Raw genomic sequence first — 23,823 nt, forward strand, 5'->3', positions numbered from 1 at the left:
GACCCCCCTCCTGTCTGGGGGGGGGCGTATATATAGCCGGCGTTTTTTTAATTTTGGGGGGGGGGGGGTGGTGCCCAACCCTGTTTTTTTGGCCCCGCCCGGGGGGTGTACCCGTCGAACCTGCAGGCGTTGTGCTCAAGGAGCATGGCCTGGGCATTCGCGACGGTCGCATCGTGTTTATCGGCCCGCGCGCCGAAGCATTGAAGTGTAACGCCACTGAAGTCCGCGAATTGCCGGACGTGCTGCTCAGCCCGGGCCTGATCAACGCCCACGGCCACGCGGCGATGACATTGTTCCGTGGCCTGGCCGACGATCTGCCGCTGATGACCTGGCTGGAAAACCACATCTGGCCGGCCGAAGCCAAATGGGTCGATGAAGATTTCGTCCGTGATGGCACCGATCTGGCGATTGCCGAGCAAATCAAGGGTGGCATCACCTGCTTCTCGGACATGTACTTCTTCCCGAAAGTCGCCAGCGAGCGCGTACACAACAGCGGCATTCGCGCACAGATCGCGATTCCGATCCTCGATTTCCCGATCCCCGGCGCCAGCAGCGCCGATGAGGCCATTCGTCAGGGCGTCGAGCTGTTCGGCGATCTGAAGCATCACGAACGGATCAAGATCACCTTCGGCCCACATGCACCCTACACCGTGGGCGACGAGAACCTGGAAAAAATCCGCGTGATCGCCGAAGAGCTGGACGCGTCGATCCACATGCACGTCCACGAAACCGCCTTCGAAGTCCAGCAAGCGCTGGAGCATCGCGGCGAGCGGCCATTGGCCCGGCTCGGTCGCCTCGGCCTGCTTGGCCCGCGCTTCCAGGCCGTGCACATGACGCAGATCAGCGATGACGATCTGGCATTGCTGGTAGAAAGCAACACCAGCGTGATCCACTGTCCGGAATCGAACCTGAAGCTGGCCAGCGGTTTTTGCCCCGTAGAGCGTCTGTGGCAGGCTGGCGTGAACGTCGCCGTCGGCACCGATGGCGCCGCCAGCAACAACGACCTCGACCTGCTCGGCGAAACCCGCACTGCCGCGCTGCTGGCCAAAGCCGTCGCCGGCTCGGCCACCGCGCTGGACGCCCATCGCGCGCTGCGCATGGCCACGCTCAACGGCGCACGAGCCTTGGGCATCGAGGCGCAGGTCGGCTCGCTGGAGATCGGCAAGACTGCAGACATCGTCGCTTTCGACCTGTCCGGCCTGGCCCAGCAACCGGTCTATGACCCGGTGTCGCAGCTTATCTATGCCACCGGCCGCGACTGCGTGAAACATCTGTGGGTCGCAGGCAAACAGTTACTCGACGACCGGCGCCTGACGCGCCTGGACGAACAACAGCTGGGCGCCACCGCCCGGGCCTGGGGCCAGCGCATCAGCGGCCACACCGAATCGTAAACACCGCGGAGCAGACTCTGCGGCTACAGCCTTTTTCAAGTTTTTCGAGGAATAGATCATGAGCAACGTCGACCACGCCGAAATCGCCAAATTCGAAGCCCTGGCCCATCGCTGGTGGGATCGTGAAAGCGAATTCAAACCGCTGCACGACATCAACCCGTTGCGCGTCAACTGGATTGACGAGCGGGTCAATCTGGCCGGCAAGAAAGTCCTCGACGTCGGTTGCGGCGGCGGCATCCTCAGCGAAGCCATGGCCCAGCGCGGCGCCACGGTAACGGGCATCGACATGGGCGAAGCGCCACTGGCGGTCGCGCAACTGCATCAGCTCGAGTCCGGCGTCAGCGTCGAATACCGGCAGATCACCGCCGAAGCCCTGGCCGAAGAAATGCCCGAGCAGTTCGACGTCGTGACCTGCCTGGAAATGCTCGAGCACGTACCGGACCCGTCGTCGGTGATCCGCGCCTGCTACCGCATGGTCAAGCCGGGCGGCCAGGTGTTCTTCTCGACCATCAACCGCAACCCGAAAGCGTATCTGTTCGCCATCATCGGCGCCGAATACATCATGAAGCTGCTGCCGCGCGGCACCCACGATTTCAAGAAATTCATTCGCCCGTCCGAGCTGGGCGCCTGGAGCCGCATCGCCGGCCTGACCGTCAAGGACATCATCGGTCTGACCTACAACCCGCTGACCAAGCACTACAAGCTGGCCAACGACGTTGACGTCAACTACATGATCCAGACCCTGCGCGAGGAGTAAGCCGATGGCCATCAGAGCAGTCCTTTTCGACATGGACGGCACCCTGCTCGACACCGCGCCGGACTTCATCGCCATCTGTCAGGCGATGCGCGCGGATCGCGGCTTGCCGCCGATGAACGACAAGCACATCCGCGACGAAATCTCCGGCGGCGCCAAAGCGATGGTCGCGGTGACGTTCTCGATGGACCCGGAGTCGCCGGGCTTCGAGGAACTGCGTCAGGAATTCCTCGAGCGTTATCTGGCTGGATGCGCGGTGCACAGCAAGCTGTTCGATGGCATGGGCGAGCTGCTGGCCGACATCGAGCGGGCCAACCTGATCTGGGGCGTGGTCACCAACAAACCGCTGCGGTTTGCCGAGCCGATCATGCAGCAACTGGGGCTGGCCGAGCGCTCGGCGCTGTTGATCTGCCCGGATCACGTGAAAAACAGCAAACCGGATCCGGAGCCGCTGGTCCTCGCGTGCAAGATGCTTGATCTGGATCCGTCGACGGTGTTGTTTGTGGGCGATGATCTGCGCGATATCGAGTCGGGTCGCGATGCCGGCACCAAGACCTGCGCCGTGACCTATGGCTACATCCACCCGGACGACAACCCGCGACACTGGGGCGCGGATGTGGTGGTGGATCACCCGCTGGAATTGCGCAAGGTGCTCGACAGCGCGCTGTGCAGCTGCTGAAAGCGGCCTTTGTGGCGAGGGGATTCATCCCCGATGGGTTGCGAAGCAGCCCCCGCAATCTTTCAGGTCGATCCGATATGCAGGTTTCACGACTGCTTCGCAGCCGGTCGGGGATAAATCCCCTCACCACAGGGAAGCAGGTGTTCATGAATGGATTGTGAGGTTTTTATGTTTGATTACACCGCCCGTCCCGAATTGCTCAAGGATCGGGTCATTCTGGTCACCGGTGCCGGTCGTGGCATCGGTGCGGCTGCCGCGAAAACCTACGCCGCCCACGGCGCCACCGTGCTGCTGCTGGGCAAGACCGAAGCCAATCTGACTCAGGTCTACGACGAGATCGAAGCCGCCGGCCATCCGCAACCGGCGGTGATCCCGTTCAACCTCGAGACCGCCCTGCCCCATCAGTACGATGAGCTCGCGGCGATGATCGAAACCGAGTTCGGCCACCTCGACGGCCTGCTGCACAACGCCTCGATCATCGGGCCGCGTACGCCGATCGAGCAACTGTCCGGGGAAAACTTCATGCGCGTCATGCAGGTCAACGTCAACGCGATGTTCATGCTGACCAGCACCCTGCTGCCGTTGCTCAAGCTGTCGCAGGACGCTTCGGTGGTGTTCACCTCCAGCAGCGTCGGGCGCAAGGGTCGCGCTTACTGGGGCGCCTACGGTGTGTCGAAGTTCGCCACCGAAGGTCTGATGCAGACGCTGGCCGACGAAGTCGACGGCGTCGCGCCGGTACGCTCCAACAGCATCAACCCGGGCGGTACCCGCACCAGCATGCGTGCCCAGGCTTACCCAGGAGAAAACCCGCTGAACAATCCGACTCCGGAAGAGATCATGCCGGTGTACCTGTACCTGATGGGCCCGGACAGCACGGGCATCAACGGTCAGGCGTTCAACGCGCAATAACTGCCATACGTCGCTTTTGTTGCCGCGGCGGATTCCCGTCGCGGCATGCATTTGCCGCGTCAGAGCGTCACATTCCAGTCAAATATCCGCCACCCGCCTTCAAAGAAAACCGCCATCCTTTTGATTCATAACGGTTTTAATTTAGATGAACCGAATGGCACGACTTTCGCTCTAATTTTCCTCAAAGCATGCCGTGTGAAGGCACTGGGGCAAGGCCGATTTCGATAGCTGACTAATCGTCATCAGGCAGACTAAACTTACGCCAAATGTCCTACGGGACTGATGGATCAGTATGACGCGCAGCCCATAGCCGCTCTCACCCAGCCTGTAAGACAGACTTACTGCTTAGGGGCTCACGCCATATGAAATCACCCTCCCAGACCAATGCAATTGACTTTGACAGTGCCAAATTGCAACGCCTGGGCTTTGGTCAGCTGCCTCCGCTTCTGGAACGCCCGGCCAGCCTGGCGCAATTGCGTCAGCAAATGAGCCTGCAACTGCAAACCAGTCTTGAGCCGCAACGAATCCTCGGTCTGTTTTTCCGCGAAGTTCAGCGCCTGGTGCCGCTGGACGCCTTGAGCTACGTGCATTCGGGCAGCGACCTGCGCCTGGAGTTCGGCGCCCGCGGTCACCATTCGGTCAGCTACAGCCTCAGCCACGAAGGCGAACACCTCGGCGAACTGGTCTTCCGTCGCAATCAGCGCTTCAGCGAGCAAGACCAGGGCAACCTCGAATCGCTGCTGTCGTCGCTACTGTTCCCGATGCGCAACGCCTTGCTCTACCGTGCCGCGACGCAAAGTGCCCTGCGCGATCCGTTGACCGGGACCGGCAACCGGATCGCCATGGAGCAGACCCTGCAACGCGAAATCGACATGTCACGTCGACACCTGCAACCGTTGTCGGTGCTGATGCTCGACATCGACCATTTCAAACGGGTCAACGACAGCCATGGCCACAGCGCCGGGGATGACGTACTCAAGGCGGTGGCGGCGTCGATCAAGGGCCAGCTGCGTAACGTCGACATGGTGTTTCGTTATGGCGGGGAAGAGTTTCTGATCCTGCTGTCGAACACCGGCCGGGAAGCGGCGGCCATGGTCGGCGAACGTCTGCGCCATGCCGCGCAGGCTGCGGAATATTTCGCGGACGGCCAGTTGATTGACCTGACCGTGAGCCTTGGCTGCTCGACGCTGTTGCCGGGGGAATCGGCCGACAGTCTGCTGCGCCGGGCCGACAGTGCGCTGTATGTGGCCAAGCGCGAGGGGCGTAACCGGCTGGCGATGGCGGGCTGAGTTCTTCCAGACACCCAAAAACCACTGTGGGAGCGGGCTTGCTCGCGAAAGCGGTGTGCCAGTCAAACAATTGCTGACTGATACAGCGCTTTCGCGAGCAAGCCCGCTCCCACATTGGGTTTGGCGTATTGCCGGGAATCAGCTCTCTACGAGCGCCCGACGCTCACGTCCATGCAGCGCCCGCTCGGCGGTTTCCAGTTGCATGCAGCGCTCAAGGAACAGGTACATATAGTCGTAGCTTTTGCACACCGCCTGACGCAGTTCGGTCTGCAACGCCTTGCTCGGGTTCATGCCTGCCAGGGTGCAGATGATTTCCAGCGCTTCCCATGGGTGGGCGTCGTCGTACTGGGCATGCATCTTCAGCCACTTCATCGCGCGCTTGCGATCTTCTTCCGGGAACGCTGCGGCGTAGACCCCGGTAGAGCAGACCAGGGCCGACCACTCCCCGGTCGCCCCCTCGATGGCGTAGTTGGTGGCGGCAATGGCGACGATCAGCGAATCCGCCGAACTCGTATGCCAGCACCAGTGACTCAGGGCATGCAGTTCCGGCGGCACTTGCTGGGCCTGCAGATCCTCAAGGCTGACGCCATGCGCGCGACTCCAGTTCAGCCAATAGTCGGCATGGTTGAGTTCGACGCGAATGTTGCGCATCAACCAGCGGCGCGCCATGTCCTCCCCAGGATGGCGGGCGAACTTGGTCTTGGTCAGGTTCTGCGCCATATACAACGCAAACTGCTCAACGACTGGCCAGCCCCCGATCAGGTACTGGCGCATGGTTTTGGCGCTGAGCTTGTTATCGCGCATGCGCAGGTACAGTTCATGTTCGACAACCCGGCGCTTGCTCTCGCTGCAATCCACAATGAGCTGTTGCGCCCATGCAGGATAACTTGCAGCTTCCATGAGTGGTCCGGTTCGGTTGAATGTGTCGATCACTGTTCGGCTCCTTTTGATTTGTGATTGTAAGGATCGGCAAGAGCTTTCAACGGAACGTGCCAGGCGCCTTGAACAACAACGGCTGCGGTCTGGCGGGCCGACTTTGCAAACTGTCGCAGGTAAACAACTGCGGGCGTTCGATAACATAACCCTGAGCGTAATCCACCCCGATTTCAAGCAATGCCTGCTCGATCTGGGTTGTTTCAACAAACTCGGCAATTGTCTGCTTACCCATGACATGCCCGATGTGATTGATCACCTCGACCATAGCGCGGTTAATCGGGTCGTCCAGCATATCCTTTACGAAACTCCCGTCGATCTTCAGGAAGTCTACAGGCAAATGTTTCAGATAAGCGAATGAAGACATTCCGGCACAAAAATCATCGAGTGAGAAGTAACAACCTAAGCCTTTGAGTTCATTAATAAATCGAATTGCACTACCGAGATTGGCAATAGCACTGGTTTCAGTAATTTCAAAACAAATCATTTCAGGCGGTATCGCGTAACTAACAAACTGTTCACGCAGAAAGTGCAAGAACGCGTCATCTCCGATAGTAATGCCTGAAAGATTAATCGCACACATTGCCAACGGACCTTCATGTTGTTCGGCAATACATTGGGCAATGACTTTAAAAACATTCTCGACCACCCAACGGTCCAGCTGACTCATCAGGCCATAACGCTCGGCCGCCGGAATGAAACTGTCCGGCAAGATCATCCGCCCGGCCTCGTCATGCAGACGCAAGAGGATTTCGATGTGCCCCCCGCCATTGGCTGTAGAGCCCAGCGGAGCGATTTCCTGGGCGTAGAGGCAGAAGCGGTTTTCTTCCAGCGCCATGTGCAGCCGCTGGACCCAGGCCATTTCACCGAAGCGCAAGGACAGTTCGGAATCGTCAGCGTGGTAGACCTGCACCCGGTTGCGGCCCTTTTCCTTGGCCATGTAGCAAGCCATGTCAGCCGCGCGCAATGAAGTTTCGAGGGTGGTCGGGGTCTGGGCGATGTGCACCAGACCGATACTCACGGTGGTCAGGAACGGCCGCCCCTTCCACACGAAGTGCAGGTTCTGCACGGTCTGGCGCAGGCTCTCGGCGATTTTCTCGGCGGCATCCGGGGCGCAATTCTCCAGCAGAATGCCGAACTCGTCGCCGCCCAGCCGCGCCAGCGTGTCGCTCTCGCGCAAGCCCGATTGCAACAGGGTGCAGATGTGCCGCAGCAACTCATCGCCGGCGGCATGACCGCAGGTGTCGTTGACCAGTTTGAACTGGTCCAGATCAAGGAACATCAGCGCATGTCGGCCGGGCTGGCGCGTCAGATTGTGCAGGGCCTGCTCCAGGCGGTATTCGAATTCGCGGCGGTTGGCCAGGCCCGTCAGGGCATCGTGGGTCGCCTGCCACGACAGGTTGGCGATGTACTGCCGCTCCTGAGTCATGTCATGCAGCACCAGCACCGTGCCACTGACCTTCTCGGCATTGCGGATCGGCGCACCCACCAGCGTCACCGAGACCGTGCTGCCGTCAAGGCGCTGAATCAGCTTGGAATGCTCACTGCCACCGACCAGTTGCCCGCTGAGAATATGCTCGATCAGCGTCGGCCCTTCGGCCTGCGCGTTGTCATCCAGCAGATTGAACAGCGCGGCCAGCGGCAGCCCCGCCGCGTGCTCGGACTTCCAGTGCGTCATGGCTTCGGCAGCCGGGTTCATGTAGTCGATGGCACCGTTGACATCGGTGGTGATCACTCCGTCACCGATCGACTGCAAAGTGATGTGCGCCCGATCCTTCTCCAGTTGCAGCGCCTGGGCAAAGGCATGGCGCTGCTTGAGCAGTTTGTGGGTGCGCAACAGGGCCAGCACGATCAGCCCCAGCGCCGTGGCCAGGTTAGTGAACAGCAGCAGGCGCAGGATCATCCGCGAGCCTTCGCCCAAGGCATCGCTGAACGCCTTGGCCGCCGGCGTCACACCGTCATTGATGGCAAAGATCTGTGCTTTCCAGCGCAGGATGTCGGCCGGCGTCGCGTTGTTCTCGCTGATGCGCTGATGCATCTCGCGGGCAACATTGTCCAGTTGCACCAGATAACCGTCGCCAATCGTCCAGCGATCAATCGCGGTTTCCAGATAACTGAAATGGCGGAAATTGAGGTACAGCCAGATCAGGCTCGAGACGTCGTCGGGATGGTTGCCGCCCTTGAGAATCCCTTCCCGCGCTGCCTCCAGGTCAGGTGGCTGACGATCGAGCGCCAGGCGCAACTGATGACCGCCCTGCGGCACCGCAATCGCTTCCTTGTACTTGAGAAAGATCGCCTCGTCGCGGCTGTCGGCGTAGAGATTCAAGTAATAGATGGCGTCCTTCTGGCCCTTGGACCAGAGACTTTCACCCGCGACGTAACCGCGAACGGCCGACAGGACGTAAAGACTCACGCCCCCCAATAACGCCTGAAATAACACGACGGCAATAAATGGCCAGACGATGCCCAACAACCGTGGCGTTCCGAGAGTCCTTTTTTGCTTCATGAGGTCCTTTGCACACGCACTGCCATCATCAAGAGGAGACCGCTAGAGCCAGACTAGGGGGCGATCCCCCTTCCGGCAAGCCGGAACACTTTCAAGCGGCGATACATAGGTACCGCACCGAGGGGTCGCGATACTTCGACACTGACGGCTTTCAATCATTCCAGAGCCGTTTTCCATGCCGTCACCTGCCTCCGCGCTGCAACGCCATACTGCCCAACAGGCCGAATACCGCGCAATGACCGCCGCCCTGCGCGCCGTGCTCAGCGCTTCGACCTCACTGGAGACTTATTACCTCGCGCCCCAGGCCGACTCACGCCTGGGTGCGACACACGCTCAGGCGCAAAACCTGCTGCAGGCACTGTTCGCAGACAGCGGCGAGCCCGCCTTGACCGCGCATCTGCAAGCATCCAGAGGCACACTGCTGCAAGTCAACGCCGTGGCCGACCAATGCAGCTTTACCTTCACTCGTCGCGATCAAAGCGTTGCCAGCCACACCCTCAAGGACATGGCCAAGGCATCCACGGCGATTCGCCGCTTCCACCAAGCGTTGCTGAGTATAGGCGCACACCTGCGTTCCGACAGGCTGCTGCCGCTGTCGCAGCTGTTACGTGAGACAGGGTTCACCTGGCCGGACACCGTGGATGCCCTGGCGCTGACCCGACTGATCGACGCCGTCGAAGAACAGCGCGCCAGCCACCGCCTCAATCTGCGCCAGACCCCGGCACTGGCGCTACTGATGAGCCCGCAAGACAAAGCGGCGATCCACGCTGTAATCGGCGACTGGCTCAGCGGTAAAACCCTGTCGGCCCTCGACTGCCTCGCCGATGCGGCAACCCCCGCGCTGACGCGCATGCAGATTGCCAGGCAGCCTGCCACTTGCCTGGAGCGCCTGCTCGACAGCGCCCCCGCCCGGGATCTGGGCCAGCGCCTGCTGCAAAAACTGCAGTGGTACGGCGCCCGAGCCGATGAGCAGACCGTCCCCGACATCGGCGCGCGCTTGCTGCTCGAAGCGCTGTGCCTGTGGTACGACGTAGCCGATGAGCGCGGCTCAACTCAAGTCGCCGGTTTCGCCCCGCTTCATCGTGAGCAATACGGGAAAAGCTACGCAGCCATCCGCCGTGACTTTCTGATCCATCTCGAGACCTCGCAGCGCACTTCAACAGAAACCGAACAGCATCTGCTGGGGTGGCTTTGCCTGACGCGTTTTCCGCTGGAGTTTCAGGTGCGCGACATTCCTGACGAGTTGCCTTATGCCAGCTCGGCGGTCTGGGTCAATTTCGTGCATGGCGTACACCTTGCCCATGCCCTCGATCCAGAGCTGCTGCACGTACTGAGCTTCGAACAATTGGTCGGCCTGGCGCTGAAGAAAAGCGCACACGCCAGCCACGACCTGCAAGCCCTGATCGCCGTCTCACGGGTGCCGGCTGCGCAGACCTGGGCCCTGGCCACCGGCGCCCTGGCACCTACGGACGAAGCACCCACCGCGACCCTTGCCCTGCAAGCGCTGGAGGATCACCGGCAACAGATGAACGCGGCGATCCTGCAACTGGATGTCGCACCGCCGCAACGCCTGCCGCTGGCGCAGCAAATGCTCGAACGCGCGCTGGCCAACGACCTGTACGACCACAGCAACATTCAGCTCAAGCGTCACCATCATCAAAACGCCCAGCGCGTGCGCCGCAGCATTATCGACACCCCGGACGTCAAGCAGCCGGTCTGGCCACTGCTGGAAGTCTATGCCAGCGGCGGGCTCGAGCCCGACATGAAGTGGTATGTCAGCGACGACGGCAAGACCGCCCAGGAATGGATCAGCCTGAGCGCCGAGCGCACACTCGACAGTGGTTTCGTCGCCAGCAAAGGTCCGGGACAACCGCTGTCGCGATTTCCACACAAGCGCAAATTGCCTGATGTCAAAAAAGCCTTCGACGAGCAGTTCGACCAGTACCTGAGCGATACCCGAAGCGCTTATGAATACCTGATCAAAAGCCTGCTGGTCACCCTGCCCTCGGCCGACCGCTGCGCCCTGGAGCACGGCGAAGTACGGATTCTCAGCCTCAGGCACGAGACCCGGCATCTCCATGCCGACCTCGAAACCGCCGAGATTCACCTGCCGCTGCGCATGCGCATGGGCTTCGTGCTGCAGGCGACTTATCAGCAAGTGTCACATTTCTACGAATGCCTGCCTCGCGCCGGCATCATCCGCCAGCGTGCGGACCTGACGCCGTGGCATATCGGCGGTTTACGCGTGCCGCCCCTGCCACCGAAACGCGGCAGAACCAAAGGCCAAAGCATCACCCGCATCGTCGCACGCCCGTTGCCATTCGATCGCAATGCGCACAAGGACGGCGCGATCCCCAAAAACAGTAGCAAATGCACGGCTATCCTCGAACCGCTGGGCGACACCCTGCAGGCTTCCGCCATCCCTCCCGCGCATCATGATGGCTGGACCAACCTGACCTTCACCTCGGCACGGACCGGACAGATCAGTCGTTTCATCGCCAGCCGACTGCTCTACCTCGATGAGCATGCTCTGCGCCGAGAAGCATGGGGAGAAACCCGTTTCGAGCGAGAAAGCCGAAAGGGGCACTGGATCCACGCACTCAAAGCGTTCATTCCGTTCTGGGGCAGCCTTGAAGATCTGCAATCGGACAGTCCTGGCACACGTCTGCTGGGGGCGGTCGGCCTGCTGCTCGACATCGTCTCGTTCGCGATTCCCCTGGGCAAATTCGTCGCCGGCAGCGTTCGCCTGGCCGTCGCGGCCGGCAAACTGGCGATTCGTGCGGCGCTGCCGAGCATGGCGCAACTGAGCAAAACCCTGCTGGTTTCCAGCCTGCGCAACCTCAATCCGCTGGACGCCGCCCCCGCCCTGCTCAAGCTCACGTTGCGCGGCACCCACGGCGCGGTGCGAGCCGTCGCACATGTGGAACGTCTCGCCGTGTCCCGCCTGAAAAGGCTCGCCGGCAAAAGCGGCCAGTATGATCTTTTGCAGGGGCTGCCGCAGACGCTCGAGGCGGGACACTGGAAACCGCTGAGTCAGGCCGATCAGTTGGCGCTGGTCAAAGGCATTGATGATGTGCCGGTGCGCAACGTGGCGCTCGACGGTGCGCGGCATCACGTGCTGGATCCGTTCTCTGGCCAGCCCTACGGCCCCCGACTGACCGTGCAGGACCACGACCTGTCGCTGGGTCGCTCGCATTACCGTGTCACCCGCAAAAGTGCTGAACAGATCGTCATCGAACTCCCGCAAAACACCCGAATAGAGCATCTGCCTGAAGCCGACGGGCGCATCACACTGCTGATAGACGATGTGCCTTACCGACTCGACGGCGATGAACTGCGCCGGGTCGATCTGCTCGACGAAAGTGCGCATTGGACCGCGCTGCCCTGCCGGATCCGTCGTGCGCCGGGTGCCGCAGGCGATTGCCGCGTCAGTTATGTCAGCGGCGAGCCGGCACCGGTGCCGCCGCTCGGCACGATCGACAAGGAAAAAGGTTACGCGGCATGGTTCGGCGAGCGGATCTCGGAGCCTGTCGGCCTGCCGCGCCAACAAGGCACGTTTCTGGCGGTCGATGCCAAGCTTTATCAGATCATCGACAACCAACCGACACTGTTCAGCGGCGACCTCACGCGCCTTGGGTTGAAGGGCGGCAGGCTCGCGCCGAGGCAGCAGATCCAGGCCACGTTGCAGTTTCGCAAAGGGATTTTTGCCCGGATCAAGACTGGCGGCACGTATGAGGGGATCAATGATTCGCATCAGGTGGGCGCAATACTGGTGCCGGCCATCGACGACTCTGCCGACTACGTGTTCTTCCGGATCAATCGCCAGGAGTACTACCTGGCGAGCATCACCAAGGGCGAAAAAGCGCCCGATCAATTGACCTTCAAGCGTCTCACAGAGCAACAGCTGACCGATGGCACACTCGGTTCTGAACTGGTGAGGGTCTACACCGGCTCGCTGCAGGCCAACAACATGGTGCGCCTGCATGGCGTGGAAGCAGTACAGCGCGCGATGCGCACCATGGAGCAGATCGCGATCCCCATCGGTGGCACCGCCAATCCGCCGGCCAACATGACATGGCTGAAGGTCGACACCAGCCCGGGCGAGGCGCTGATGTACGATCATTCGACCCGGATGATCGTCACTCGCCTGTCCGAGGGAGCGACCACCTGGGCACGCAGCAAAGAGGCACCGGAAGCCTTTCGGCAGAAGACCGCAGAGATATTCGACACCCTCTTCCTGTCACCGACGATCAACCCGGCCAGCAACAATGCCGCGCTGCGCATCGACGGCGCCATGCAGAAGTTGCAGAGGCTGCTGCCGGTGCACGAACGCCCGTTCAACGCACGCAACATTGCCTATGCCGAAGTCATCACCACCAATGGCCATCGGGACATCTACGTCAGTGTCTCCGGGGCTCAGGGCAGCACCCAGCGCCTGCCATTGTTTCGACACATGGGGGCCAATCACGTGCGAATCGGCCAGACCACCTACATCAACATCGACTACAATCCGGCTTTCCCGCGCACCTCGCTGGAGGTGACGGAACACGGCCAATTGCTGGCTGTGCCGCTGACCATCAAGGAGTTGCAAACCTACCAGCCGAGGCAGACCAGCCGCCCGACTTCGCTGGACAGTGAAAGCAAATTGATCAGCGTGTTGCGCGATAAATACCCCGACCTGAGCGAAATCCGCTCGGTCGACATCGCCACAACCATGCGCCCGTGCGAATCCTGTTCGGTGGTCATGAAGCAATTCGGCCATGACGGCGGGGATGCCGCGTTACAGGTGCTCTGGGGCTGATTACAGCCGCTGCAGGTGGCCGTAGAGCTTGGCGTAGAGACCGCCATCGGCGATCAGCTGCTGGTGGTCGCCATCCTCGGCCACCTGCCCGCCATCGAACACCAGCACGCGGTCGGCCTGTTTCACTGCCGACAGACGATGGGCAATGATCAGCGTGGTGCGGCCGCTGAGGAAGCGCGCCATGGCCTGATGCAGGTTGTATTCGGTGGCGGCGTCGAGGGCCGAAGTAGCCTCGTCGAGAATCACCACTTTCGGTTCGGCGAGGATCATCCGCGCAATCGCCAGACGCTGGCGCTGACCACCGGAGAGGCGTACGCCGGAACGTCCGACGATGCTGTCCAGGCCATCGGGCAAGGCGCGGATCGTCGCTTCCAATTGGGCGATTTCCAGCGCCTGCCAGCAGGCTTCGTCGCTGCGATCACGGCCCATGGTCAGGTTGGCGCGCACGCTGTCGTTGAACAGCGCCGGGTGTTGCAGCACCACCGCGACATTCTCGCGAATCAACTCCAGGCCGATTTCCTGTTGGGTCGAACCGCCGAAACGGATGGCCCCGGACAACGGCGTGTACAGCCCCAGCAACAGTTGCACCAGGGTGCTTTTGCCGCCGCCGCTGGCGCCGACAATCGCGACTTTTTCACCGGGGGCGATGGACAGGTTCATCTGGTCCACCACCAGTTCATCGCCGTAACCGAAGCTCAGCCCCTGCACCTCGATGCCCACGGTTTCCCGGCCCTTGAACGGATCGACACCACCGGGATACTGCGGCTCGTCAGCCCGCGCCAGCAGTTCGTTGATCCGTGCCAGCGCCCCGCCCGCCGCGTAGTAGGCGTATTGCAGATTGAGCAGTTGTTCGACCGGGCCGATCATGAACCACAGGTAACTGAACACCGCGAGCATCTGCCCGATCGACAGGTCGGAAAACAGCACGGTGAGCATCGCCGCCGCGCGGAAGATGTCGATACCGAACTGAAACAACAGACCGCTGGCTCGGTTCGAAGCGTCGGTTTTCCACTGTGAGTTGACCGCGTAGTTGCGCACTTCCTGTGCGCGCAGACCGAGGCGCCCGAGGAAGAACCCCTGACGGTTGCCGGCGCGCACTTCCTGGATCGCATCGAGGATTTCGCTCAAAGCCTGAGTGAAGCGCGAGGTGCTGTCGTTCTCGAGTTTCTTCAGGTGCTTGACCCGTTTGCCCAGTTGCACCGTGGCGTAAATCACCAGCGGGTTGAACAGCAGGATCAGCAGCGCCAGCTTCCAGTGCATCCACATCAGGATGCTCGCGGTGCCGACCAGCGTCAGCATCGCCACCAGAAAACGGCTGAGGGTTTCGCCGACAAACTTGTCGAGGGTGTCGAGGTCAGTGACCAGGTGCGTGGTCACAGTGCCGCTGCCGAGGCTTTCGTATTCGCCGAGGGAAATCCTTTTCAGGCGTTCGATCAGGCGCACACGGATGCGGTAGACGATGTCTTTCGCCAGCCGGGCGAACAGCCGCGCCTGCAACACGCCAAAACACAGGGCGCTGCAGCGCAGGGTCAGGGTGACCACCAGCATCAGGCCGATATAGCCCGCCGCCTGCTGCCACATCGACGGCAACACGTGGTTCATGACTTTCAGCGCGGCGTCGCCGTGGCCGAGCAGGACTTCGTCCACCAGCAACGGCAACAGCAACGGAATCGGCACACTGCACAGCGTCGCCAGCACGGCCACGCCGTTGGCGATCCACAGGGATTTTTTGTGATGAAGCGCCAGACGCCGGACTTCTGCCCAGCTCAGCCGGTCGACACGCTTTACGGCTGGCGTGTCATCGGCCCGGTCAGGCACAGGCTGCGCGCTCCAGCCAGCGCCCGAGCAATGGCGAGAGTTCGCTGAGCGGTTGATAGCCGTTGGTCAGCAGCGCCAGTTGGCCGTTGCGCTCGGCGAGCAGGGTCGGGAACCCGGCGATGCCCAGATCCTGCACCCAACTGAAATCGGCCTGGGTCGCTTTGTGCTGATCGGCATGATCGAACAACGCGGCAAACTCGATACGCGGCACCCCAGCCTGCTCGGCCAGCTCGACCAACACGCTGGCCTGAGTGACATCGCGGCCTTGCGCGTAAAACGCCTGCTGGATCAGACCGACCAGCGTCCAGGCACAATCCGGCGCCAGGCTACGGGCAGTGACAATCGCCCGACAGGCCGGCTCGGTGTCGTAGACGAAACCGTCGGGCAACGCGCCATCGAACTTGAACGGCTGGCCGGTGGCCTCGGTGACCGCCTGCCAGTGCTCAAGGATGTAGCGCCGCGTGGTCGGTTCCAGCGCCGCACCGCTGCCGGTGCGCAAGCCGCCAACCACCAGATGCAACTCGACCCCGGCTGCCTGCGCCTGCTCGACCAGTGCCTTGGCGACCGGGGCGAACCCCCAGCACCAGGAACACATCGGATCCATCACATAGAGCAGGCGCGCAGTCATGATCAGGCCTCGGTGGATGCTTGTTTATAGTTGTAGCCGATCGGGTGCGGCAGGTTGCGTGCCTTGGCCAGTTCGATCTGCTTCTGCCGATCAATGGCGCTGCGCCGGGTTTTCTCGCTCAGCGTGTCCCAGCAATGCGGGCAGCTGATACCGGCGACGTAATGCTCGGAAGCACGATCTTCAACGCTGACCGGTGTACGGCAGGCATGACATTGATCGTAGTCGCCTTCGCTGAGGTCGTGACGCACGGTCACCCGGTTGTCGAACACGAAGCAGTCGCCCTGCCACTTGGTTTCTTCCTGCGGCACTTCTTCGAGGTACTTCAGGATGCCGCCCTTGAGGTGGTAAACCTCTTCGAAACCCTCGCCCAACATGTAGCTGGAGGCTTTCTCGCAGCGAATGCCGCCGGTGCAGAACATCGCGACCTTCTTGTGCACGGCCGGGTCGAAGTGTTCTTTGATGTAATCAGGGAATTCGCGAAAACTGGTGGTTTTCGGATCGATGGCACCTTCGAAGGTGCCGATCGACACTTCGTAGTCGTTGCGGGTGTCGATCAGCAGCACTTCCGGGTCGCTGATCAGCGCGTTCCAGTCCTGCGGCTCGACGTAGGTGCCGACCTTTTTGTTCGGGTCCACGCCTTCGACGCCAAGGGTGACGATCTCTTTCTTCAGTTTGACCTTGGTGCGGTAGAACGGCTGCTCGTCGCAGTACGACTCTTTGTGGTCGATGTCGATCATGCGCGGGTCGTTCTTCAGCCAGGCGAGCAGGCCATCGATGCCTTCGCGGCTGCCGGACACCGTGCCGTTGATGCCTTCTTCGGCGATCAGCAGGGTGCCTTTGATACCGTTGTCGACCATCGCTTGCAGCAGTGGCTCGCGCAGGTTGACGTAATCTTCGAGGGTGACGAACTTATACAGTGCCGCCACGACAATCGGTTGTGTCATGGGTATTTCTCCAGGTGGCTACCCTCGCAAAGGGTGAACCGGATTCAAAAAAAACGCGCCGGCTGAGCGGCGCGTTGCGGATTCTAGCAAAAAAGATCGCAGCCTGCGGCAGCTCCTACAGGGAACTCAATCCAATGTAGGAGCTGCCGCAGGCTGCGATCTTTTGATCTTAATGTCTGCTACCGCCGGCACAGGTCGGCGACGCCGGGGCGGCGCCGACTTCTGCCCATTCCTGCGGGGTGTAGGTGTGCAGCGCCAACGCATGGAACTCGCCCATCAGCTCGCCGAGCGTGCCGTAGACTTTCTGGTGACGCTTGACCCGGTTCAGGCCCTCGAACTGCGCGCTGACCACCACCGCCTTGAAGTGGGTCTGTAACCCGCGACTGTGCATGTGGCTTTCGTCCAGCACTTGCAGATGCTCAGGCTGCAGCAGGCCCAGCGTCGATTCGATGCGTTGTTGCATGGTCATCACGAACTCCGCTTACTTCTTCTTGGCCGGCGCAGCGCCTTTCGGTGCCAGCTCGTTGGTCATGTCGTCGAGCAGCTTGTTGACCACCGGCACGGCGCTTTCCAGCTTGGCCTGGGTCATCTGGGCCGATTGCTGGGTCAGCTGCGGCATTTTTTCCAGGACTTTCTTGCCCAGTGGCGACTGGTAGAACGCGACCAGATCTTTCAACTCGGATTCGCTGAAGTTGCTGGTGTACAGCTTGACCATGTCAGGCTTGAGCTTGTTCCAGCCGATGGCCTGGTCCAGGGCGGCGTTGGCCTTGGCCTGGTAGGTTTCCAGTACGGCTTTCTTGGATTCCGGGGCTTTGGTCTGTTCAAAACGCTGAGCGAACATTTGCTGCACTTGCATGTACACCGGAGTGCCCAGTTTGTCAGCGTGCGCCAGGGTCAGGAAAGCTTCGGCACTGGCGTTGTGGCTGGCGGTATCGGCAAGCACCTGGCCGCTGGCGCAAACCAGTGCAACCGCGGTACAGATGGCACGAAGACGAGTCATCGAGTTTCCTTTTCTAGCTAGCGAGGTAAAACCCCAAGGGCGACCATTCTGCGCCTAAAAAACCTCGTGGCTCAACCCCCCGGCCCTTGCCGTGCTTGATTGGCCGGGTTTTACCGGTCAACAATCGGTTCGAGGGAACCACCTGGGCCTGACCGGGCCTAAACTGCGCAAACAGACCAACAGGAGTGTGCACGATGAGCCGTATCGAAACCGACAGCCTGGGCCAGATCGAGGTCCCGGACGACGCCTACTGGGGTGCTCAGACGCAACGCTCGCTGATCAACTTCGCCATTGGTCAGGAACGCATGCCGCTGCCGGTACTGCACGCCCTGACCCTGATCAAGAAAGCCGCCGCCCGGGTCAACGATCGCAACGGCGACCTGCCCGCCGACATCGCCCGTTTGATCGAACAGGCCGCCGACGAAGTCCTCGACGGCCAGCACGACGACCAGTTTCCGCTGGTGGTCTGGCAGACCGGCAGCGGTACCCAGAGCAACATGAACGTCAACGAAGTGATCGCCGGCCGCGCCAATGAACTGGCCGGCAACCCGCGCGGCGGCAAATCGCCGGTGCACCCCAACGATCACGTCAACCGCTCGCAAAGCTCCAACGACTGTTTCCCCACCGCCATGAGCATCGCCACCGCCAAGGCGGTGCAGGAGCAACTGCTGCCGGCGATCGCCGAGTTGTCTGGTGGTCTGGCCGAACTGTCGGCACGCCACATGAAACTGGTGAAGACCGGCCGCACGCACATGATGGACGCGACGCCGATCACCTTCGGTCAGGAGTTGTCGGGCTTCATAGCGCAACTGGATTATGCCGAACGGGCGATCCGCGCCGCGCTGCCGGCGGTGTGTGAGCTGGCGCAGGGCGGCACCGCGGTCGGCACCGGTCTGAATTCGCCGCACGGTTTTGGCGAAGCGATTGCGGCAGAACTCGCCGCGCTGTCCGGTTTGCCTTTCGTCACCGCGCCGAACAAGTTTGCCGCGCTGGCCGGGCATGAGCCGCTGACCAGCCTGTCCGGTGCCCTGAAGACCCTCGCCGTGGCCCTGATGAAAATCGCCAACGACCTGCGCCTGCTCGGCTCCGGCCCTCGCGCAGGGTTTGCCGAAGTCAAGCTGCCGGCCAACGAACCGGGCAGCTCGATCATGCCCGGCAAGGTCAATCCGACTCAGTGCGAAGCGCTGTCGATGCTGGCCTGCCAGGTATTGGGCAACGATGTCACCATCGGCATCGCGGCGAGTCAGGGTCACCTGCAACTGAACGTGTACAAACCGGTGATCATCCACAATCTGCTGCAATCGATCCGTCTGCTCGCCGACGGCTGCAGCAACTTCCAGCAGCACTGCATCGCCGGTCTGGAACCGGATGCCAAGGTCATGGCCCAGCACCTGGAACGCGGGCTGATGCTGGTGACCGCGCTGAACCCGCACATCGGCTACGACAAGTCAGCGGAAATCGCCAAGAAGGCTTACAGCGAAGGCCTGACCTTGCGCGAGGCGGCGCTGCAGCTGGGCTATCTGACCAGTGAAGAGTTCGATGCCTGGGTGCGCCCGGAGAACATGATCGAGGCTGGCGCCAAGGGTTAACAGCAAAAAGATCGCAGCCTGCGGCAGCTCCTACATTGGAATGCGTTCCCCTGTAGGAGCTGCCGCAGGCTGCGATCTTTTGCTTTTCAGGCCACCCGCATCCGCCGCGCCTTCAACCCGGCAATCAACGACGGCCCCAACGCCACCAGCGCCGACCCCAGCACCACCAGCACCGCCCCGCCATAACCCAGCCCATTGATCTGCTCGGCATGCACATAGTCGGGCCAGACCCCGGCAGCAATCGCCACCGCACCAAAGGTCACCAACGGCGTGATCGCCAGGGTCGCACTGACCCGTGACGCCTCCCAGTGCGCCAGCGCCTCGGCAAAGGCGCCATAGGCAATCAGGGTATTCATGCAGCACGCCAGCAGCAGCCAGCCCTGCACCGGGCTCAGTTCCAGCGCTTTCAATGGATGCACCCACGGCGTCAGCAACAGCGCGCAGAACAGGTAGATCACCATCATCACCTGCAACGAATTCCACACCGTGAGCAATTGCTTCTGGCCCAGCGCATAGAAGGTCCAGACCGTCGAGGCCAACAGCACCAGCAACACCCCGGCGGTGTAGTCCGACAATGAGGTGAGCAGTTCAGCCAGCCGTTGATTGAAGAACAGCACAAAACCGATCAACAGCACCGCCAGGCCAATGCCCTGACCGATGCTGAAGCGCTCCTTGAATACAAACAGGCTGGCGATCAGCAACATGATCGGGCCCATCTGCACCACCAATTGTGCGGTGCCGGGGCTGAGCAGGTTGAGGCCCATCAGGTACAAGACGTAGTTGCCCACCAGCCCGAGCACAGCCATCAACACCAGCCAGCCGCCCTTTGGCCCCAGCACCTTGCGACTGGGCAAGCGCCTGACCGAGACCAGATAAAGGAACAGACAACCGCCAGACACCAGCAGGCGAAACCAGGTCACGGTGATCGGATCCATCACCAGCAGCACCTGCTTGAGCTTGATCGGCAGGATGCCCCACAAAAACGCCGTCAGCAGCGCCAGGAACAGACCGTAGACCCAGCGACCGGATGAAATGTGCATGCGAACCCCAATGCCTGCTGACAAGAGCCGTCATTCTAGGCCCGCCGTCAGCGGCAACACAGGGACAGTTCGGGCCAGGCCGCTAATGAAACTGTGCAGGTCGCAGCATTAAATTGACGCTTTGCCGTTGATCGGCTGACGAAGCGCGCCAAGTGCTTCAGGCATAAGCTGATTGGATCCCTGCAACGGATCACTCAAGGAGCCTCGATCATGTACGGAATGCGCGCCCAGGACAGCGCCCCCGCCACGCACTTTCGCAGCGAGCGGATGTGTCGGGTCAATGGTGAACTGTTTTTCTGCACGCGGGAGAACACCCTCGAGGGGCCGTTCGATTCCCCAGAGAAGGCAGAGCAGGAAATTCAGGCGTATATCGCGCGGATGCAGGCGCTGACAGCGTAAATCTGTGGCGAGGGAGCTTGCTCCCGCTGGGGCGCGAAGCGGCCCTCGCTCCAGACTTTACCGGGAAATTCCAGGTCTGCTCCGCAGCCCAGCGGGAGCAAGCTCCCTCGCCACAAGGGTTGTGTCGCCCGTCAACGCACCGCCTCAAACAACCCCGTCGCCCCCATCCCGCCCCCCACGCACATGGTCACAATGCCGTAACGCAGATTACGCCGCTGCAACTCGCGCACCAGATGCCCGACCTGCCGCGACCCGGTCATGCCGAACGGATGGCCGATGGAAATCGAGCCGCCGTTGACGTTGTACTGGTCGTTATCGATTTCCAGGCGATCGCGGGCATACAGGCATTGCGAAGCAAACGCCTCGTTCAGCTCCCACAGATCAATGTCCGACACTTGCAGGCCCTTGGCCTTGAGCAGTTTCGGCACCGAGAACACCGGGCCGATGCCCATTTCGTCCGGCTCGCAACCCGCGACGGTGAAACCACGGAAAAACGCCTTGGGCTTGAGCCCCAGTTGCAGGGCTTTTTCCAGGCTCATCACCAGGGTCATCGACGCGCCGTCGGACAGCTGCGACGAGTTGCCGGCGGTGACCGAGCCGTCTTCGGCAAACACCGGTTTCAGTCCGGCGAGGCTTTCATAGGTGGTATCCGGGCGGTTGCAGTCGTCGCGATCGACAATGCCGTCGAGGATCTGCACCTCACCGCTGTTTTTGTCCTCGACCCGGTACTTGACCGCCATCGGCACAATTTCGTCATTGAACAGCCCGGCCGCCTGCGCCTGAGCGGTGCGCAACTGGCTTTGCAGCGCGTAACGATCCTGCGCCTCGCGGCTGACGCCATAACGGCGCGCGACCACTTCGGCGGTCTGGCCCATGGTGTAGTAAATGCCCGGCACCTGCTGCTTGAGCAACGGGTTGATCAGGTGGTCGGTGTTGACGCTTTTCAGGGTCAGGCTGATCGACTCGACGCCGCCAGCGACAATGATGTCGCTGCAACCGGAAGCGATCTGGTTGGCGGCAATCGCAATCGCCTGCAAACCCGAAGAACAGAAACGGTTGAGGGTCATGCCGGCAACACCAGTGCCCAGACGCGACAGCACCGCCACGTTGCGGCCGATGTTGTAACCCTGCGCACCCTCGTTGGAGCCGGCGCCGACAATGCAGTCCTCAACGCTGGCCGGGTCGATGTCGTTGCGCGACAGCAGCGCATTGACGCAATGGGCCGCCATGTCGTCGGGGCGGGTCTGGTTGAACTTGCCGCGAAAGGACTTGGCCAGGCCGGTCCGCACGCTGTCGACGATCACCACTTCACGCATGGCATACCTCAATTGTTGTTGTCGCAGGAGAGTGAACCGAGGATAAGTCCAGCCCGCCGCCGACCGCGACAATCATTCACCCCGCGTATGCGTGTCCATCGGCTCAGTCCTTGTGTTTTTTCGCGCGTTTATCGGACTTCGCGAACGCTTCTTCGAGGGCACGGTTGATCGTGCGCAGCACCTTGACCCGGGCCCAGCGCTTGTCATTGGCCTCGACCAGCGTCCACGGCGAAATCTCGGTGCTGGTGCGGTCGACCATATCGCCCACGGCGGCGCGGTAGGCGTCCCACTTGTCGCGGTTGCGCCAGTCGTCCTCGGTGATCTTGAAGCGCTTGAACGGAATCTGCTCGCGGGCCTGGAAGCGCTCCATCTGCGTGTCCTTGTCGATCGCCAGCCAGAACTTGACGACGATGACCCCGGCGTCGGCGATCTGCTCCTCGAAGTCATTGATCTCGCTGTAGGCGCGCAGCCAGTCGGCCGGGCTGCAAAAGCCCTCGATCCGCTCGACCAGCACCCGGCCGTACCAGGAACGATCAAACACGGTGAATTTGCCCCGCGCCGGCAGGTGTCGCCAGAAGCGCCACAGATACGGCTGCGCCCGCTCTTCTTCGGTCGGGGCGGCAATCGGCACGATGCTGTACTGACGCGGATCGAGCGCCGCCGCGACCCGCCGAATCGCGCCGCCCTTGCCCGCCGCATCGTTGCCTTCGAACACCGCCACCAAGGCGTGGCGGCGCATGCGTTTATCGCGCATCAGCCCGGACAGCCGCGCCTGCTCGGTGATCAGTTGTTCTTCGTAGTCTTTCTTTTCCAGGCGCTGATTGAGGTCGAGGCTGTCGAGCAGATTGAGCTGATCGACCGCCGTGCCCAACGGGGCGGCATTGACCTCGGCGGTCTCTACTTGCGGACGCTTGAGGGCGTTCTGCAGACCTTCCAGCAGAATCTTGCCGACCGCGAGGCTGCGGTAATTGGCGTCCATCCCTTCGATGATGTGCCACGGTGCATAGTCGCGACTGGTACGGCGCAACACGCGCTCGCCGTATTTGACGAACTTGTCGTAGGTCTGCGATTGCTGCCAGTCCAGCGGGCTGATGCGCCAGCTGTGCAGAGGATCGTCGGCCAATGCCTTGAGGCGAGCCTTCATCTGTTTCTTCGACAGGTGAAACCAGAACTTGAAGATCAGCGCGCCTTCATCGCAGAGCATTTTTTCCAGACGCTCGGCGGCGTTGATTGCCTGATCCAGACGTGGGTCCTTGAACAGCCCATGCACACGGCCCTGAAGCATCTGGCTGTACCAGTTGCCGAAGAACACTCCCATCCGCCCCTTGGCCGGGAGCATCCGCCAGTAGCGCCATGCCGGTGGCCGCGCCAGTTCTTCGTCGGTCTGCTGATCAAAGGTGCGCACCTCGATCAGGCGCGGGTCCATCCACTCGTTGAGCAACTTGACAGTCTCGCCCTTGCCCGCGCCTTCGATGCCGTTGATCAAAATGATCACCGGGAAACGCTTCTGCTGCTGCAACTCGAACTGCGCCTCGAGCAGTGCTTCACGCAGTGCGGGCACAGCGGCGTCGTAAGTCTCTTTGTCGATGGCATGGCCGATTTCGGCGGATTCAAACATGGGAACGGCTCCTTCCAGGATTCAGCAAGACTAGCGGATTGGGCATGGGCGCAGCAGAGAAATTCCACTCCTCTTGGCTTCAAGAAAAACTCTGTGGTGAGGGGATTTATCCCCGATGGGCAGCGCAGCGGCCCCAAAAATCATTCAACGCCAGGTGCATGCTGGTAGCGGGATTGCGAATGCTACGCATCCGATCGGGGATAAATCCC

General features: G+C 61.4%; 18 protein-coding genes. 8 read left to right on the plus strand and 10 right to left on the minus strand.

The features are described 5' to 3' along the window. Positions 1–80 precede the first annotated feature (80 nt). The 5 genes from ACIOUG_RS16515 to ACIOUG_RS16535 all read left to right on the plus strand — a co-directional run bounded on the left by ACIOUG_RS16515 (position 81) and on the right by ACIOUG_RS16535 (position 5,022). Complete coding sequence (locus ACIOUG_RS16515) at positions 81–1,391, plus strand: TRZ/ATZ family hydrolase (protein WP_401067048.1); 1,311 nt, start codon at positions 81–83, stop codon at positions 1,389–1,391. Positions 1,392–1,449: 58 nt separating this feature from the next. Continuing rightward, positions 1,450–2,148, plus strand: a complete 699-nt coding sequence (ubiG, locus tag ACIOUG_RS16520) for a bifunctional 2-polyprenyl-6-hydroxyphenol methylase/3-demethylubiquinol 3-O-methyltransferase UbiG (protein ID WP_123587476.1) — start codon at positions 1,450–1,452, stop codon at positions 2,146–2,148. 4 nt (positions 2,149–2,152) lie between these two features. Next, positions 2,153–2,824, plus strand: a complete 672-nt coding sequence (gene mupP / locus ACIOUG_RS16525) for an N-acetylmuramic acid 6-phosphate phosphatase MupP (RefSeq protein ID WP_401067005.1) — start codon at positions 2,153–2,155, stop codon at positions 2,822–2,824. A 168-nt stretch (positions 2,825–2,992) separates the two neighbouring features. Next, positions 2,993–3,733 carry a YciK family oxidoreductase gene (locus tag ACIOUG_RS16530; protein ID WP_003226924.1) on the plus strand — a complete coding sequence of 247 codons (741 nt, stop codon included), beginning with the start codon at positions 2,993–2,995 and terminating at the stop codon, positions 3,731–3,733. Positions 3,734–4,095: 362 nt separating this feature from the next. Further along, on the plus strand, positions 4,096–5,022 hold the full coding sequence (locus ACIOUG_RS16535) for a GGDEF domain-containing protein (protein ID WP_108592506.1): 927 nt from the start codon (positions 4,096–4,098) through the stop codon (positions 5,020–5,022). Between the two features lie 138 nt (positions 5,023–5,160). Here ACIOUG_RS16535 and ACIOUG_RS16540 read toward each other — a convergent pair whose 3' ends face one another. After that, positions 5,161–5,922: a TenA family transcriptional regulator gene (locus ACIOUG_RS16540; protein ID WP_401067007.1), complete on the minus strand. Its 762-nt coding sequence runs from the start codon at positions 5,920–5,922 to the stop codon at positions 5,161–5,163. A gap of 79 nt (positions 5,923–6,001) precedes the next feature. Further along, entirely contained in the window at positions 6,002–8,461 is a 2,460-nt protein-coding gene (locus ACIOUG_RS16545) for an EAL domain-containing protein (protein WP_401067009.1), read from the minus strand. Positions 8,462–8,636: 175 nt separating this feature from the next. On the opposite strand from ACIOUG_RS16545, the gene ACIOUG_RS16550 reads away from it, so the two are divergent. Beyond that, complete coding sequence (locus tag ACIOUG_RS16550) at positions 8,637–13,262, plus strand: hypothetical protein (RefSeq protein ID WP_401067011.1); 4,626 nt, start codon at positions 8,637–8,639, stop codon at positions 13,260–13,262. Here ACIOUG_RS16550 and ACIOUG_RS16555 read toward each other — a convergent pair whose 3' ends face one another. From ACIOUG_RS16555 to ACIOUG_RS16575, 5 genes are all read right to left on the minus strand, one after another. Continuing rightward, positions 13,263–15,080 carry an ABC transporter ATP-binding protein gene (locus ACIOUG_RS16555; protein WP_401067013.1) on the minus strand — a complete coding sequence of 606 codons (1,818 nt, stop codon included), beginning with the start codon at positions 15,078–15,080 and terminating at the stop codon, positions 13,263–13,265. Beyond that, complete coding sequence (locus ACIOUG_RS16560) at positions 15,073–15,675, minus strand: DsbA family protein (protein ID WP_177325630.1); 603 nt, start codon at positions 15,673–15,675, stop codon at positions 15,073–15,075. The genes ACIOUG_RS16555 and ACIOUG_RS16560 overlap by 8 nt, the downstream gene beginning before the upstream one ends. 35 nt (positions 15,676–15,710) lie before the next feature. Further along, positions 15,711–16,652, minus strand: a complete 942-nt coding sequence (locus ACIOUG_RS16565; protein ID WP_401067015.1) for a rhodanese-related sulfurtransferase — start codon at positions 16,650–16,652, stop codon at positions 15,711–15,713. 169 nt (positions 16,653–16,821) lie between these two features. Then, the gene (locus ACIOUG_RS16570) at positions 16,822–17,121 is read right to left on the minus strand and encodes a BolA family protein (RefSeq protein ID WP_401067017.1); all 300 of its coding nucleotides are present in this window, start codon (positions 17,119–17,121) and stop codon (positions 16,822–16,824) included. Between the two features lie 12 nt (positions 17,122–17,133). Continuing rightward, complete coding sequence (locus ACIOUG_RS16575; protein WP_003226938.1) at positions 17,134–17,652, minus strand: DUF2059 domain-containing protein; 519 nt, start codon at positions 17,650–17,652, stop codon at positions 17,134–17,136. A gap of 194 nt (positions 17,653–17,846) precedes the next feature. Here ACIOUG_RS16575 and ACIOUG_RS16580 point away from each other — a divergent pair, with 194 nt between their 5' ends. Beyond that, positions 17,847–19,241 carry a class II fumarate hydratase gene (locus ACIOUG_RS16580; protein WP_401067019.1) on the plus strand — a complete coding sequence of 465 codons (1,395 nt, stop codon included), beginning with the start codon at positions 17,847–17,849 and terminating at the stop codon, positions 19,239–19,241. Positions 19,242–19,327: 86 nt separating this feature from the next. On the opposite strand, the gene ACIOUG_RS16585 is transcribed toward ACIOUG_RS16580, so the two are convergent. After that, the gene (locus ACIOUG_RS16585; RefSeq protein ID WP_401067021.1) at positions 19,328–20,281 is read right to left on the minus strand and encodes a DMT family transporter; all 954 of its coding nucleotides are present in this window, start codon (positions 20,279–20,281) and stop codon (positions 19,328–19,330) included. 210 nt (positions 20,282–20,491) lie between these two features. Between ACIOUG_RS16585 and ACIOUG_RS16590 the strand changes: the two genes are divergently transcribed. Beyond that, positions 20,492–20,680: a DUF6316 family protein gene (locus ACIOUG_RS16590; protein ID WP_401067023.1), complete on the plus strand. Its 189-nt coding sequence runs from the start codon at positions 20,492–20,494 to the stop codon at positions 20,678–20,680. Positions 20,681–20,811: 131 nt separating this feature from the next. On the opposite strand, the gene ACIOUG_RS16595 is transcribed toward ACIOUG_RS16590, so the two are convergent. Both ACIOUG_RS16595 and pap read right to left on the minus strand, forming a co-directional pair. Continuing rightward, entirely contained in the window at positions 20,812–21,996 is a 1,185-nt protein-coding gene (locus ACIOUG_RS16595; protein WP_401067025.1) for a thiolase family protein, read from the minus strand. Between the two features lie 103 nt (positions 21,997–22,099). Further along, positions 22,100–23,614 carry a polyphosphate:AMP phosphotransferase gene (gene pap, locus ACIOUG_RS16600; RefSeq protein WP_401067027.1) on the minus strand — a complete coding sequence of 505 codons (1,515 nt, stop codon included), beginning with the start codon at positions 23,612–23,614 and terminating at the stop codon, positions 22,100–22,102. Between the last annotated feature and the right edge of the window lie 209 nt (positions 23,615–23,823).

The organism is Pseudomonas sp. NPDC087803, from assembly GCF_044742995.1.
In the GTDB taxonomy this organism is placed as follows: domain Bacteria; phylum Pseudomonadota; class Gammaproteobacteria; order Pseudomonadales; family Pseudomonadaceae; genus Aquipseudomonas.